Raw genomic sequence first — 14,129 nt, 5'->3', positions numbered from 1 at the left:
GATAAAAGTGACCAAATCATCTGAAAAAGGAGAGGAGAACGATGTTCCGATCGAAACGCCGCACCGCTTTGCTCATTGCCGGGCTGAGCGCCGGACTGACGCTTTATCATGCTAGTCAAGCTGCATGGGCCGCCCCAACGAAACAATCGAAGCCGCCTGAAGTGAAAAATGTCATCCTTTTTGTCGGCGATGGCATGGGCACCGCGCATCGCAACGCCATTCGCCTCGCTACAAAAGGATTGAGCGGGGAATTGGAAATGGACAGCATGCCGTACAGCGGCCTCGTCCATACGAACTCTGCCGACGCGAAATCATTCATTACCGACTCCGCCGCGGCGGCGACTGCCATCGCCTCAGGCGTGAAAACATACAACGGCGCCATTTCCGTTGATCGACAAGGGAAACCAGTGGAAACGATTTTGGAACAAGCGAAAAAAGCCGGCAAGGCAACAGGGCTTGTCACGACCGCCCAAGTGACGGACGCCACACCGGCCGCGTTTGCCGCCCACACCGCCAGTCGTTCGGCGCAAAGCGACATCGCCAAGCAATACATTGAACAAACGAAAGTGGACGTCATTTTGGGCGGCGGGGAGGATTACTGGTACCCTGATGGAAATCCTGGCTATTACCCCGACCATCCAGCCGAAGATCCGGAAGAAGGAAGCAAAGGCACGCAAGGCAACTTGGTTGAACGGGCGAAACAATTGGGCTACACGTACGTCCGCACCGCCGATGAGCTGAAACAAGCGTCCGGCCGCAAGCTGCTCGGGCTGTTTGCCAATGAGGAAATGTTCCAGCAGCGACCGGAAGGGGAAGGGGATGTGTACAATCCCGTCGTGCCGCTGCCTGATATGACGAAAAAAGCGTTGGATGTGCTGTCGCAAAACAAAAAAGGCTTTTTCCTCGTGGTCGAAGAAGAAGCCATTGATGAAATGAGCCATGAAAACAACGGATCGCTCATGCTTAAAGCGGGCCAGCAGCTTGACGAAGCGGTCGCTGTAGCGAAGCAATACGCCAAGCGCCATCGGGATACGCTCGTCCTCGTGCTCGCCGACCATGAATGCGGCGGCTTGACGATCGAAACGCCGGGCGGCGCCGATGAGTCGGGAGACGGCAAGACGATTTCCGGCGAAGACGGCCCGTTTGCCATCGCTGGTTCTTCGCAAACGTTCGCCCTCGACTGGACGACAACGGGCCACACCGCCGCCGATGTGCCGCTGACCGCCATGGGCCCGGGGGCGGAGCGGTTCACCGGCGTGTACGAGAATACACGCATTCATGATATTCTTGAAGAATTATTGTTTGGAAAAAGCAAAAGATAACGCATCCGTGTTTCGGTCGTTGTCCTTCATCGATCTCCGATTCCCCGCGAACGAATCGTTTGCGGGGAATCGGTTTTGATTCATTGACCTGGATTGCCCAAAGACAAGTGAAAAAATGGTTTTTCATCATCAAAAAGACGTTTCATCAAGAATGCGCAAGACACGCTCAATGAACGCTTCGCCATCCTCGAATTCAATATACCGTAAACGATTATCATGCAAAAAGACTTCAACTTTTTTAAAGGTTTCCTTGTCGGCTTGGGCGACGACTGTTCGCAAATCAACCAACTCTCTCCGCAATGCGTTGACCAAACATTTCGGTTCATAATCGCGAAAATCGCGAATCCGACCATCAAACTCATCATCGATCGATTGGTTATAGTAGCCATCGATAAAGTATCGCAATGTCTTGAATCTCTCTTCCACTCTTGCCCTCGCCATTCTAGTCTCCTCCCCTGGCTCAACAAATCGCAATCTCTTTTCTCCCCCCCCGATCAGAAATCAAGCCCGTTTTTCATTGCCGCTCATCACCGCCCCACGCGATAGCCAAGCCACGCGAGCCACACGCCACACGAATACGTAGCCGCCAAATAAACGACCACCTTCGCCCATTGGCGCTGCTGCATCATTTGCACGCTTTCCCATTTCAACGTCGAAAACGTCGTGAACGCGCCCATGAAGCCGGTGCCGACAAGCAGCTTCGTCGCATCGGCGGCGCCGCTTCCGGCGAGCCAGCCAAGCAAAAAGGACCCAAGCAAGTTGACAATGAGCGTCCCTATGGGAAAACGCGGCGAACGCCGAGCCGCCCATCGGCTGACGGCATAACGGCAGATGGCGCCAAAAAAACCCCCCATCATCACCAATAGCGGTGCGGTCATCATGCTATTTCCTCCTTTCGCTTTGGATGGGCGGCAACATATCCCGCCCATGCGGCGGCTAGGCCGCCGAACAGGCTGGCGGCGATATACACGGCCGCCATGCCAAAGCGCCCTTGTTCCATCCATTCCACACATTCGACGCTGAGCGTCGAAAACGTCGTATACGAGCCGATGAACCCGGTCGTCGCCGCTGTTTTCAGCCACGGCGGCCAAGACGGGCGGCGGGTGAACACCACGGTGAACCAGCTGAGCAAAAACGAGCCGGTCCAGTTCACCAAAAGCGTTCCGAGCGGAACCCCTCCCAACCAGGCAGCGGGCACGACAAGACCAACGACATAGCGGACAAGCGCGCCGATCATGCCGGCTGCGCCGACGGCGAGATAGACCAATAACCATCCCTCCTTCGTAAAATAAACAGACTCCTGCCGCTTTTCATTTGCAGCAGGAGTCATCAGCCGGAAGCCGGCGGTTATGGCGAACTCCATCGCCTATAACGTTTTCTTGTTTGTTATTTTACCATATGTCCCCTTCCCATGTGAAGGACAGCAAACAGGCGGCATTTTGCCAAAAAAGAAGGCTGATTGTGCTAGGCTTCTCTAGTTGAGAAAAGACAGGATTCAGCGGTATTTTTACTCGCCCACCAGTCTTCTAGCGGGCGCGGCGAAATCCGTGCTCTTCGAACATTTGCAACGCTGGACCGCTTGTCAAATACGAGTAAAACTGTTGCGCCTCCTTGAGATGTTTGCTCGTCTTGACGACACCAAGCGGATAGACGATCGGGTCGTGCATGCCGCTTGGCACTGCAGCGACGATATTGACGTTCTCCGAGGCGAGCGCGTCCGTCCGGTACACAAATCCGGCGTCGACGTTGCCGGTTTCCACATACGTCAACACTTGGCGAACGTCTTTCGCGTACACGAGCTTCGGTGCCACCTTCTCCCACAGCCCCGCCTTCTCCAATGTTTGTTTCGCGTACATACCGGCCGGCACCGATTCGGGGATGCCGATGGCGATCCGTTTGGCGCGGATGATGTCATCGAGCGACTGAACCGCTCCTTCCCCTTGTTTTGGCGCAATGAGGACGAGTTCGTTCGCCAGCACTGTTTTTTCGTGTTTGGAATCGATCAACCCTTCTGCTTTCAATTTTTCAAACGGCACAGCGGCCGCCGAAAAGAAAAGATCGACCGGCGCCCCTTCGGAAATTTGCTTTTGCAAGGCGCCCGACGCACCGAAATTGTATTGGATGCGGATGTTCGGATGCTTTCGTTCAAACGCCGTTTTCGCTTCTTCCAGCGCTTCTTGCAGACTGGCGGCGGCGGAGACGGTGAGCTCCACTTTATCCGCCGGTTTCGTTTGCCCCTTCCCCTCTTTTGAGCCGCTGTCGCAGCCATACAAGCCGAACAGCAAGAGCAATGCGGCAAGCCATGCGATTTTTCGCATCTGTCTCCCCCTTATCTTTTTATATGTAATGATATCTATATAGGTTGTAATAAAGAATTTCCGACCTCCATGTCCCGTCTTTACTTTATCACCTAACAAGCTGGCACGGTGACAAGAAGAGCGAACAATGCCATGTAAAACAAAATTGCAACTTATATAATTATAAATAATAATAAGTAGTTAGGAAAGAAAAATTTTTCCCCATGCGTTCTTTGCGCTACAATGAAAGAAAGGAGGATGGCATGATGACGGAGCCGCAGTCATACACGATTGAAGAAATCGCTTCCTTATTAAAAGTGTCCAAACTAACGGTGTACGATTTAGTGAAAAAAGGGAAGCTGCCCGCCTTTCGCGTCGGGCGGCAAATGCGGATTACCGCGGATGATCTTCGCCGGTACATCGACGGGCAAAAAGGGGAGACAAGTCCCGTTTCTTCCGCCGTTTCACGGCCGGTCGAAGCCGCCGTTCGCCCCATCATCATCAGCGGCCAAGATGCGGCGCTCGATTTGCTTGGCGTCCATCTGGAAAAAAACGGCCCTTATCAATCGCTCCGCACCTACACGAGCAGCCTCAATGGGCTGATCGCCCTGTATAAAGGGCAATGCGACATCGTCAGCGTGCATTTGTTTGACGGGCAGACAGGCGAGTACAACCGTCCGTATGTGGAAAAGCTGTTGACAGGCCATGCGTACATCATGGTGAACGTCATGCGCCGGCCGATTGGATTTTATGTGTCAAAAGGCAATCCTCGCAGCATTCAAACGTGGCACGACTTAGGAAGGAGCGACGTCGTGATCGTCAATCGGGAGAAAGGGGCCGGGGCGCGCGTCCTGTTAGATGAACAGCTGCGCCTGCATGGATTGTCGCCGTCCGCCATTCGCGGCTATGAACGCGAGGAAACAAGCCATTTGAGCGTCGCCTCCGCGGTGGCGTCAGGTCTCGCCGATGTCGGCATCGGCACGGAAAAGGTGGCGCGAATGGCCGGCGTCGAGTTCATTCCGCTAATGAACGAACAGTATGATGTCGTCATGCTGCGGACGCCGGAGAATGAATCGCTCATCGCTTCCGTGCTCGACGTGCTCCGCTCCGATTCGTTCCGCGCCGAACTCGAAGCGCTCGGCGGGTACGATGTGTCGCAAACCGGGCGCATTATGGCTGAACGCGGCTGACAGGGCATCCGCCTTTGTTGGCATCCTTCGTTTTCTGAATCCGTTTGGAAACGAGCTCTCATCAAAAAAAGCTGTTCCAAAAGCGAATCGCTTTCGGAACAGCTTTTCGTTTTACCCGCGCAGCACGGCGCCAAATTGTTTCTCGACTGCGGCGAGCACCCGCTCGTGGACGGCGGCGACTTCTTCATCCGTGAGCGTCCGCTCCGGATCGTAGTAGCGGAGCGAGAAGGCGAGCGATTTTTTCCCGGCCGGCAGGCGGTCGCCTTTGTAGACGTCAAAGAGGGAGACGTCTTTGACGAGCGGTTTCCCGGCTTCGGCAATCGCCTGCTTCAAGGCGCCGGCTTCGACCATTTCGTCAACGACCAAGGCGATGTCGCGCACGACCGACGGGAAGCGCGGAATCGGCTCGTAGCGGATCGCTTCGCTTTCGGCATTCAACAGATCGGTCAAGGCGAGCTCGAACACGTACGTTTCTTTTAAATCGTACTCTTTTTGCACGGCCGGATGGAGCTGGCCGACAAAGCCGATCACCTTGCCGTCAAGCGCAATCTCCGCCGTCCGTCCCGGATGCAAATCGGCGCGCTTGGCCGGTTTGTATTCGATGCGGGCGGCGAGTCCAAACAAGTCGAACAAGCCGTCCAAAATGCCTTTGGCAACGTAAAAATCAACGGCCTTTTTCTCTCCTTGCCATAAATGGGCGTGCCATAAGCCGGTGAGAACGCCGGCGAGGCGCTCTTTTTCCGCTGGTTGGACGCCTTCTCCTTTGGACAAGTAGACAGAGCCGATTTCGTACAAGGCGACGTTCTCGACTTGGCGGGCGCGGTTGTAGCTCGCCGCTTCAAGCAGATGCGGAATTAAGCTTTGCCGCAAAACGCTCCGCTCTTCGCTCATCGGCAGCGCCAAGCGGACCAATTCGGCCGTCTCAAGCGCAAAGCGCGCCGCTTTGTCCGGGCTCGTGAGCGAATACGTGATGGCTTGGAACAAGCCCGCCCCTTCCAAATAGCGGCGGACGCGGCGGCGCTTCGCCTGATGCGGCGTGAGTCCGCCCGGCTTCGCCTCCGCCACCGGCAGCGTCGCCGGCAGACGGTCGTAGCCATACAGGCGCGCCACTTCCTCGATGATGTCTTCTTCAATCGCAATGTCGCGCCGACGCGACGGGACATCGATCGTAAACGTTCCGTTGTCTTCTGTGAACGGAAATTGCAAATTCGAAAGAATCACGGCCACTTCCTCTTTCGACATCGCCGTGCCGAGGACACCGTTGATGCGTTCGAGCGTGACCGTCACCGCCACCGGCTCCTCACGCCACACGCTCGCTTCCACGACGCCGCCGACGACCTCGCCGCCGGCGTATTCGGCCATCAGGGCGGCGGCGCGCTCGAGCGCTTCTTTCGTCCGCGCCGGATCGATGCCTTTTTCAAACCGAGTGCTCGCTTCGCTGCGCAGCCCGTGGTCTTTTACCGCCTGGCGGATGACCGGGCTTGTAAAGTACGCCGCTTCAATAAACACGGTTTTCGTGTCATCGTGCACTTCCGAATTCGCCCCGCCCATCACCCCGGCTAAGGCGACCGGCTCGCGGCCGTTCGTGATGACAAGGTGGTCTTCGGTCAGCTTCCGTTCGACATCATCGAGCGTGACAATCGTTTCGCCTGCCTTTGCGCGGCGGACGACAATTTCCTGCGAACCGAGGCGGTCGTAGTCAAACGCATGAAGCGGTTGGCCGTACTCAAGCAAAATGTAGTTCGTAATGTCGACGACGTTGTTGTGCGGGCGAATGCCGGCTGCCATCAAGCGCGCTTGCATCCAAAGCGGCGACGGGCCGATCCGGACGTTTTTCACGATCCGCCCGGCGTACAGCGGGTTGTCTTCCGGCGCCTCGACGCGGACGGAAATGTATTCATGGACATGTTCGCTGTTTTCCTTGACCGCCGCTTTCGGCAGCTTTACTTCACGTCCGAGAATGGCCGCGACTTCATAGGCGACGCCGATCATGCTTAAACAGTCGGCGCGGTTGGGCGTCAAAGACAGTTCGAGCACTTCATCGTGCAAGCCGAGCCATTCCAGTGCATCGGCGCCGACCGGCGCATCGCTTGGAAAGACGAAAATGCCGTCTGCATACTCTTTCGGCACGACTTTCGTTTCGACGCCGAGCTCTTGGAGCGAACAAATCATTCCGTTCGATTCTTCCCCGCGCAGCTTCGCCCGTTTGATTTTGAAATTGCCCGGCAGCACCGCCCCGACTTTGGCGACGGCGACTTTTTGCCCTTTGGCGACGTTCGGGGCGCCGCAAATGATTTGCACCGGCTCGCCTTCGCCAAGGTCAACGAGGCATTTCCGCAGTTTATCCGCGTTCGGGTGCGGCTCGCACTCGAGCACATGGCCGATGACGACGCCGTTCATCCCGCGGTCGAGCGCCTCAACCCGCTCGACTTCAATGCCGCTTTTCGTGATGCGATCAGCGAGTTCCGCGGCGGTGACCCCCGTCAAATCGACGTACTCGCTCAGCCAACGGTAAGACACGAGCATGGAAAACCCCTCCTTTTTCTGTTACACACGCAAAAATTGCCGCAAGAAACGTAGATCGTTTTGATAGAAATGACGGATGTCGTCAATGCCGTACTTCAGCATCGCGATCCGCTCCGGCCCCATGCCGAACGCAAAGCCGGTGTACGTTTTCGAATCAAAGCCGGCCATCTCAAGCACGTTCGGATGCACCATGCCGGCTCCTAAAATTTCGATCCAGCCGGTGCCTTTGCAGACGCCGCAGCCCCGCCCTTCGCATCGGAAGCAGGACACATCGACTTCGACCGACGGCTCGGTGAACGGGAAAAAGCTCGGCCGGAAGCGGATGTCGCGCCCTTCCCCGAACAGCTTGCGGGCAAATTCGCGCAGCGTCCCTTTCAAATCGCTCATCCGGATGTTCCGATCCACAACCAATCCTTCAATTTGCGTAAACTGGTGCGAATGCGTCGCATCGTCCGTATCGCGGCGGTACACTTTGCCCGGACAAATGATTTTCACCGGGCCGCGCCCGCGGTGTTTTTCCATCGTCCGCGCCTGCATCGGCGATGTGTGGGTGCGAAGCAAAATCTCCTCCGTGATGTAAAACGAATCTTGCATATCGCGGGCCGGGTGGCCTTTCGGCAAATTGAGCGCCTCAAAGTTGTAATAGTCGGTCTCGACTTCCGGCCCTTCGGCGACCGTATAGCCCATGCCGATAAACAAATCTTCAATTTCTTCAATGACGCGCGTCAGCGGATGGGGATTGCCAAGACTCACAGGTCGTCCCGGCAGCGTCACATCGATCGCTTCGGCGGCCAGCTTCCGCTCGACTTCCTCCTGTTCCAGTTTCGCTTGTTTCGCCTCGAGCGCCTGCTGAATCGCCGCTCTCACTTCATTGGCCAGCGCGCCGAGTTTCGGGCGCTCTTCCGGCGGCAATGCCCCCATGCCGCGCAGCACTTCGGTGATCGGCCCTTTTTTGCCCAAGTAAGCGACGCGCACGTCATTCAGTGCTTTGACGTCTTTCGCCTCATCGATTCGGCGAAGCGCTTCTTGCTTCAGCTCGTACAGCCGTTCTTTCACTTGAGTCCCTCCTCTATCCAAAATAAAAAACCCGCCCCCCCGGTAAGGGACGAGTTGTTGCTCGCGGTACCACCCTTGTTAACAGCACAAATGTGCTGTTCGCTTCATTGCGATAACGGCCGAAAGCCGGAACACCTTTACATCCCCTTTTGGGATGGTCCCGGTGTCAACTCGGGAGGTGAACTTCACTTGCGTCAGCCATAAAAACGCTCCCAGTCTCCGGCGTTTTCTCCCTGGATGGCGAGCAGCAAGCTACTTTTCTCCGTCATCGTTGTTGTCCGTATGGGAAATTGTCGCTATTCATTATACGCAAATGAGTGGGCAAAGGCAAGGTCAGGCCGAAATTTCTTTGCGCAGCTCATCGTTTACCGCACCGCCTGCAAGGAATAAAGCAAAATTCCGGCCGCGACGGCGACATTCAGCGACTCGGCTTGGCCGTAAATCGGGATGTAGATGGTTTCCGTCGTCATCTCGAGCCATTCGCGCCGGACGCCGCTTCCTTCATTGCCGACGAGCAAGGCGAAGGAAGACGAAGGCGGAACGGTGCGGTAATCGACGGCATTCTCCAAGGCCGTTCCGTACACCGGAATGCCCTGCTCCTTGAAACGCGCGATCCATTGCACCAAATCGCCTTTGACAACCGGAAGATGAAACAGCGACCCTTGCGTCGCCCGCACGACTTTCGGATTGTACACATCGGCGCACCCTTCGCCAAGGATGACAGCATCGATCCCGGCGGCATCGGCGGTGCGAATCATCGTCCCGAGATTGCCCGGGTCTTGCACGGCGTCAATGAGCAAGGCGGTCTTCACACCTTCAAGCTCGGCTGGCAACTTTCGGCACACCGCGGCGATGCCTTGCGGCGTCTCCGTGCTGCTGATCGCCTTCATCACCGCTTCGGTCACGATCACAACCGGGACGCTGACGTCCCAGCCGGGCGGGATGGCTGTCCGCTCGTCCACCATCAGCTCAACAAGCGGCGCGTTGCTTTTTACAGCCTCTTCGACAAGATGAAACCCTTCAAGCAAAAACAATCCGGTCTCATCGCGCCCTTTTTTGGTCAGCAGCTTTTTCCATTGTTTGACGCGCGCATTTTTCGGCGATTCGATCCGCTTCACCGTTTCGTCCCCCAATGTTTGGCGATAAACTCGTCGCGCCCGGACGCGGCGCGGTCTTGTTTGTAATGCTCCGGATTTTTCTTATGGTAGTTTTGATGATACTCTTCCGCCGGGTAAAACGTCGTCGCCGGCAAAATTTTCGTTACAATCGGCTTCGAGAAGCGCCCGCTTTCCTCGAGCGCCCGCTTTGACTGCTCGGCGAGCTGGCGCTGTTTTTCGTTATGGTAAAAAATCGCCGTCCGGTATTGCGGCCCGCGGTCGTGAAACTGGCCGCCGTCATCGGTCGGGTCGATTTGACACCAATACAGCTCCAACAGCCGCTCATACGGAAAGACGTCCGGGTCAAACGTGATTTGCACCGCTTCGTAATGGCCGGTCGTGCCGGTTTTCACTTGCTCGTATGTTGGGTTTTCGACATGCCCGCCCGTATAGCCGGAGACGATGCCGTAAATGCCGTCAAGCTCCTCAAACGGCGTCACCATGCACCAAAAGCAGCCGCCGGCGAATGTCGCTTTTTCCATTGTGTCGTCACCTCATTCGTCAAGTTTCTTCATTTGATTATAACAAAATGTGTGCCGTTGTCATCTTTCACGACCAAAGCCGAGTCAGTCAAGACTTTGTGGAGAACATTTTTTCGGTTCACTACGGGCGTTGTCAATCACTAGTTAGCGAACCATTTTCAGGAATTAATATCGTAAGCGCTTTCGGACTCTCATCCCTCATCTTGAGGCGATGATACGATATTCCATTTTTTTACACCCAACCACCATCCCGGAGCGCCGACAACGCTTGATGGATCGGTGTCCCGGATGACCGCTGCAGACACGGTAGATTCTGACGCACCACATCTGCCCATAACCGTCCGGCCTTCCGTTTGGCCTGTTCGATCCGCTTGGACTTTGTTGAGGCCGAGGCCGCCGTTCGGGTCTCTTCTTCCTCCACCAACTGCCCATTTCTCCGCCAAATCCCGTCGATTCGGGCCGCCATCGCCCTCAGAAACGCCCGAAGCCCTTGGTCTTTCCAGCTGCGGCGGGATTTCACCCGATGCGCAAACCGGCTCATCACGCTCTCGGCGTGGCCCATCGGACGCATGCCGGTCGTCTCCACCCCTTGCTCCGACAGCCACTCCCGATAGTCCCGGATGCATCCCGGCATCGACTCGATCCGGCGGATCATGGCAGCCATCTGCTTCTCTTTCGCTTCGTCCTCCAACGTGCCGACCGCGCTGTTCAGCTCCACGAGAAGCCCCTCTTCGTCTTGTTTCGCCAGCTTCTTCCGCACCTCCCGCCAACGCGGATGGCCGGACAGACACTGACGCAGCTCCCGCGCCACATGAAATCGATCCAGCTGAAAGCACGCCCGCTTCCCAAAATACTCCCGGCAGGCCGTGATCCACGACGCCGCGTCGCCGTTGATGATCAACAGGTCCCGGCACGGATCATAGGCATATTCGTTCATCAGCCACTCTTCGAACCGTTCCCACACGTCTCCCTCCCCTTCATGGAGGTAGTGGCGCCGGTTCACGAGCTCGAGCTGCGAACCGTTTCGTTTCCATCCCTCGTGAACCGCCAGGATTTTCTCTTCTTTCGCCCGTTTCCCTTTCCCCTGGCGGGAAATAAACAGTCCATCCGCCTCCACAAACAGCACCCGGCCGTGCCGTTGGGAAACAGGGCGGTGCAGCGAGACAGGGGCCTCCAGCACCAGTTGGCGAATCGCCTCGTGGCTCATGACCGCATACCCCACGATCGACTCCAACGTACGGGCCGCTTTGCGGTAGGAAGAGCACTCTACGGCCAACTCGACCGCCGTTTCCTCGAGGCAAGGACTGATCGATCGGGCCCCATCAAAGCCTAATTCGGCATCCAGCAAGAAGGTATAGTTCCCCGTTTGCCGGTCATAGTAGTAGTTCCGTCGAAACGTCACTTCTCCAAACAGCGTTTGGATCGTAGTCGGCCGTTTGTCTTTCAGCTGATACCGGCGCTTGTCCCGCGCTTCCGCCAGTTGTTGATCAATCTCCTCCAAAAGGGCCGCCAACAAGACAGCGAACACCTTTTGAAGAGTTCTGACTAATTGTTCCTCCAGCTCTTTTAATAAAGGCCATTCTGTGGTAAGATGTTTCATGGACTCTCTCCCTCCTGTTTTCGGTTGATGTTGACAATCACCATCATAGCAGGGAGAGAGTCCTTTTTGCATGACATTTGCTTTTTTCTACCGCGCTTCGCTTGGTGGCCCCGACGAGCGTCGCGAACAAAAGTTCGCAACCCTCGTCGGGGATCATTTCGGAATGTCACCCACAAATATTTTACTCACACACCAAAGCCAAGTTCCTTCACAAAGCCAGGCTCGTTCCGTTCCGCACGCCGGCCGCTCATGTCACTGAGTCAAGCTGTCGTTTCATTTCGTCAAGCAAACGGTCAAACAGCGGGATATAGTGGGTGCGAATGCGTTCATACATGTCCATGGCAGTTTCTTCATCATACGTATGGGACGTCCGGTTGCGGTCTTCGAGCATGCGAAGCCATGTCTCTCCGTCTTGAATCAACCCTTCCCGAAACGCCTCGCGAATCGTTTTCCTCGGACTCGTCACTTCAGCGTATCCCTGATGCTCCAAATAAAGTTTCATCCATTTCCATGCTAGTTCGTACGTGAATTCAAAGCGTTGAATGGTCGCATCAACAACAAGGTCATCCGTTTGAGCGTCTCTTGCGGCACTTTGCCGGAGTTTGGAGAGCGCCCGTTCGAAATCGTAAAATCGATCCATCAGCCGGCTCATGGTGACCATCACCTTCCCGTGCTCGTTCGTTTGAAAAATCGTCTTTCCTTCTTGGTCAATATTCATTTTTAGCTGTTCGTTGTGAATTTGATTGTAATCAACAACATCGATCGGATAAATGATCGGAAGTTCATCCAAGTCCGATTGCAGGAGGTACAGCGGGCCTCCCGGTTTTCGAAATTGGATCGCCAAATCGATATCCGATCCTTCCTTGTAATCGCCTCGTGCTCTTGAGCCGAACAAAATGACTTTTTCAATGACATCAGCATAACGGGAAAATAGATGGAGCAGTTGGCGAAATACCGTTCGTTCCAATCCATAGAGCGGTTTCTCGTCCATCGTCGCCATCACTCATTTCGGTCTAGTTTTTCCTCTATTATACCATATACGAGAGCCGCTCCATGTATAAATCCGCCGCCATTGGCAAACGATAACGGTGTACAATACGGCCAATGAGGTGAGACAAATGGATTTGAACTTGCGGAAAGCCATTATGCACAACGTCGCCAACAACTCGAAAGAACAGCTCGAGAATACAATCGAGGACGCGATCCAGCGTGGCGAGGAAAAATATTTGCCCGGCCTCGGCGTCCTCTTTGAAGCCATTTGGACGCACGCCAATGAACAGCAAAAAGACATGATGCTCACCACGCTCGAGCAGGCGGTTAAACAATGACGAACACCGGCCGAATTGGCCGGTGTTTTTATTCGTCAAACGTCAGTTGTTTCACTTTGTCGGCGTCAAGCCGTTTGATCACTTCGACAAGCAGCTTGACCGTGTTCTCGTAGTCGTCGCGATGCAAAATGGCGGCGTGCGAGTGGATGTAGCGCGTCGGGATGGCGATCGTGAGCGACGGAACGCCGCTGCCCGTTAAATGAATCGCTCCCGCATCCGTACCGCCGCCCGGCATGGCGTCAAAATGGTACGGAATGTTCAGCTCTTCCGCCACTTCGATGACGAATTCGCGCAAGCCGCGGTGCGACACCATCGTCGCGTCGTACAGGACGATGTGCGGGCCGGCGCCGAGTTTGCCCATCGCTTCTTTTTCCGACACGCCCGGTGTATCGCCGGCAATGCCGACATCCACCGCAAAGGCGATATCCGGCTGAATGAATTGGGCGGCCGTGCGCGCGCCGCGCAAGCCGACTTCTTCCTGCACCGTGCCGACGCCGTATACCGTGTTTGGATGGTCGACGCCTTTCAGCTGCTTGAGCACATCGATGGCGACCGCACAGCCGATCCGGTTGTCCCATGCTTTCGCGAGCAGCATTTTTTCATTGTTCAATACCGTAAATTCAAAATACGGCACGATCATATCGCCCGGGCGGACGCCCCACTCCATCGCTTCCTCGCGGCTTGTCGCGCCGATGTCGATGAACATATCTTTGATTTCCACCGGTTTTTTGCGCGCCTCCGGCGGCAGAATGTGCGGCGGCTTCGAACCGATGACGCCGGTGATGTCGCCTTTTTTCGTCACGATCGTCACGCGCTGGGCGAGCATTACTTGGCTCCACCATCCGCCAAGCGTTTGGAAGCGGATGAATCCTTTGTCGTCGATTTGCGTCACCATAAAGCCGACTTCATCCAAATGGCCGGCGATCATCACTTTCGGCCCGCCCGATTTCCCTTCTTTTTTGGCGATCAAGCTGCCGAGGCCATCCGTTGTCACTTCATCCGCATACGGAGCTATGTATGTCTTCATCACATCGCGCGCTTCCCGCTCATTGCCCGGGACGCCTTTCGCATCGGTCAGCGCTTTCAGCATCGTCAACGTTTCGTCCAACTTCGCCATCTTGGCACCCCTTTCCGGTTTTGTCCACTTTTTTATTATACTTGAAAAGGCTGA

At 55.6% G+C, this 14,129-nt stretch carries 14 protein-coding genes, 1 riboswitch and 1 other annotated feature; of the genes, 3 read left to right on the top strand and 11 right to left on the bottom strand.

The window, feature by feature from the left end; all coding sequences use genetic code 11:
- Window positions 1–41 precede the first annotated feature (41 nt).
- Window positions 42–1,322 (top strand): alkaline phosphatase, encoded by a 1,281-nt coding sequence (locus CWI35_RS14750; protein ID WP_047758138.1) that lies wholly within the window; start codon window positions 42–44, stop codon window positions 1,320–1,322.
- Window positions 1,323–1,451: 129 nt separating this feature from the next.
- Here CWI35_RS14750 and CWI35_RS14745 read toward each other — a convergent pair whose 3' ends face one another.
- From CWI35_RS14745 to modA, 4 genes are all read right to left on the bottom strand, one after another.
- Window positions 1,452–1,763 (bottom strand): contact-dependent growth inhibition system immunity protein, encoded by a 312-nt coding sequence (locus CWI35_RS14745; RefSeq protein WP_025038947.1) that lies wholly within the window; start codon window positions 1,761–1,763, stop codon window positions 1,452–1,454.
- Between the two features lie 86 nt (window positions 1,764–1,849).
- On the bottom strand, window positions 1,850–2,200 hold the full coding sequence (crcB, locus tag CWI35_RS14740) for a fluoride efflux transporter CrcB (RefSeq protein ID WP_033006429.1): 351 nt from the start codon (window positions 2,198–2,200) through the stop codon (window positions 1,850–1,852).
- Complete coding sequence (locus tag CWI35_RS14735) at window positions 2,200–2,589, bottom strand: fluoride efflux transporter FluC (protein ID WP_119877888.1); 390 nt, start codon at window positions 2,587–2,589, stop codon at window positions 2,200–2,202. Before CWI35_RS14735 ends, crcB begins: the two co-directional genes overlap by 1 nt.
- A 46-nt stretch (window positions 2,590–2,635) precedes the next feature.
- Window positions 2,636–2,698, bottom strand: a riboswitch (Fluoride riboswitch).
- A gap of 150 nt (window positions 2,699–2,848) precedes the next feature.
- Entirely contained in the window at window positions 2,849–3,640 is a 792-nt protein-coding gene (modA, locus tag CWI35_RS14730; RefSeq protein WP_020756292.1) for a molybdate ABC transporter substrate-binding protein, read from the bottom strand.
- A gap of 245 nt (window positions 3,641–3,885) precedes the next feature.
- Between modA and CWI35_RS14725 the strand changes: the two genes are divergently transcribed.
- Window positions 3,886–4,809 (top strand): helix-turn-helix transcriptional regulator, encoded by a 924-nt coding sequence (locus CWI35_RS14725; protein WP_015375574.1) that lies wholly within the window; start codon window positions 3,886–3,888, stop codon window positions 4,807–4,809.
- 111 nt (window positions 4,810–4,920) lie between these two features.
- On the opposite strand, the gene pheT is transcribed toward CWI35_RS14725, so the two are convergent.
- The 6 genes from pheT to CWI35_RS14685 all read right to left on the bottom strand — a co-directional run bounded on the left by pheT (window position 4,921) and on the right by CWI35_RS14685 (window position 12,621).
- A complete protein-coding gene (gene pheT / locus CWI35_RS14720; RefSeq protein WP_119877887.1) occupies window positions 4,921–7,335 on the bottom strand; it encodes a phenylalanine--tRNA ligase subunit beta in 2,415 nt (804 codons plus the stop codon).
- A 21-nt stretch (window positions 7,336–7,356) separates the two neighbouring features.
- The gene (pheS, locus tag CWI35_RS14715; protein WP_015375576.1) at window positions 7,357–8,391 is read right to left on the bottom strand and encodes a phenylalanine--tRNA ligase subunit alpha; all 1,035 of its coding nucleotides are present in this window, start codon (window positions 8,389–8,391) and stop codon (window positions 7,357–7,359) included.
- Window positions 8,392–8,433: 42 nt separating this feature from the next.
- Window positions 8,434–8,669: a binding site (T-box leader), on the bottom strand.
- 87 nt (window positions 8,670–8,756) lie between these two features.
- Window positions 8,757–9,509 carry a TrmH family RNA methyltransferase gene (locus CWI35_RS14710; protein WP_015375577.1) on the bottom strand — a complete coding sequence of 251 codons (753 nt, stop codon included), beginning with the start codon at window positions 9,507–9,509 and terminating at the stop codon, window positions 8,757–8,759.
- Window positions 9,506–10,030: a peptide-methionine (S)-S-oxide reductase MsrA gene (gene msrA / locus CWI35_RS14705; RefSeq protein ID WP_013144533.1), complete on the bottom strand. Its 525-nt coding sequence runs from the start codon at window positions 10,028–10,030 to the stop codon at window positions 9,506–9,508. The genes CWI35_RS14710 and msrA overlap by 4 nt, the downstream gene beginning before the upstream one ends.
- 232 nt (window positions 10,031–10,262) lie before the next feature.
- Complete coding sequence (locus CWI35_RS14695) at window positions 10,263–11,630, bottom strand: ISLre2-like element ISGsp3 family transposase (protein WP_015374689.1); 1,368 nt, start codon at window positions 11,628–11,630, stop codon at window positions 10,263–10,265.
- A 247-nt stretch (window positions 11,631–11,877) separates the two neighbouring features.
- Entirely contained in the window at window positions 11,878–12,621 is a 744-nt protein-coding gene (locus CWI35_RS14685; RefSeq protein WP_119878019.1) for an HI0074 family nucleotidyltransferase substrate-binding subunit, read from the bottom strand.
- A gap of 127 nt (window positions 12,622–12,748) precedes the next feature.
- Here CWI35_RS14685 and sspI point away from each other — a divergent pair, with 127 nt between their 5' ends.
- Window positions 12,749–12,958, top strand: coding sequence for a small acid-soluble spore protein SspI (gene sspI / locus CWI35_RS14680; RefSeq protein WP_015375579.1), 210 nt, complete (start codon window positions 12,749–12,751; stop codon window positions 12,956–12,958).
- A gap of 28 nt (window positions 12,959–12,986) precedes the next feature.
- Here sspI and CWI35_RS14675 read toward each other — a convergent pair whose 3' ends face one another.
- The gene (locus CWI35_RS14675; RefSeq protein WP_015375580.1) at window positions 12,987–14,075 is read right to left on the bottom strand and encodes a M42 family metallopeptidase; all 1,089 of its coding nucleotides are present in this window, start codon (window positions 14,073–14,075) and stop codon (window positions 12,987–12,989) included.
- Between the last annotated feature and the right edge of the window lie 54 nt (window positions 14,076–14,129).

This window comes from [Bacillus] caldolyticus (assembly GCF_003595605.1).
Taxonomy (GTDB): domain Bacteria; phylum Bacillota; class Bacilli; order Bacillales; family Anoxybacillaceae; genus Geobacillus; species Geobacillus thermoleovorans.
The sequence above is the reverse complement of the archived record's forward strand: the minus strand, read 5'-3'. Positions and strand labels throughout refer to the sequence as shown.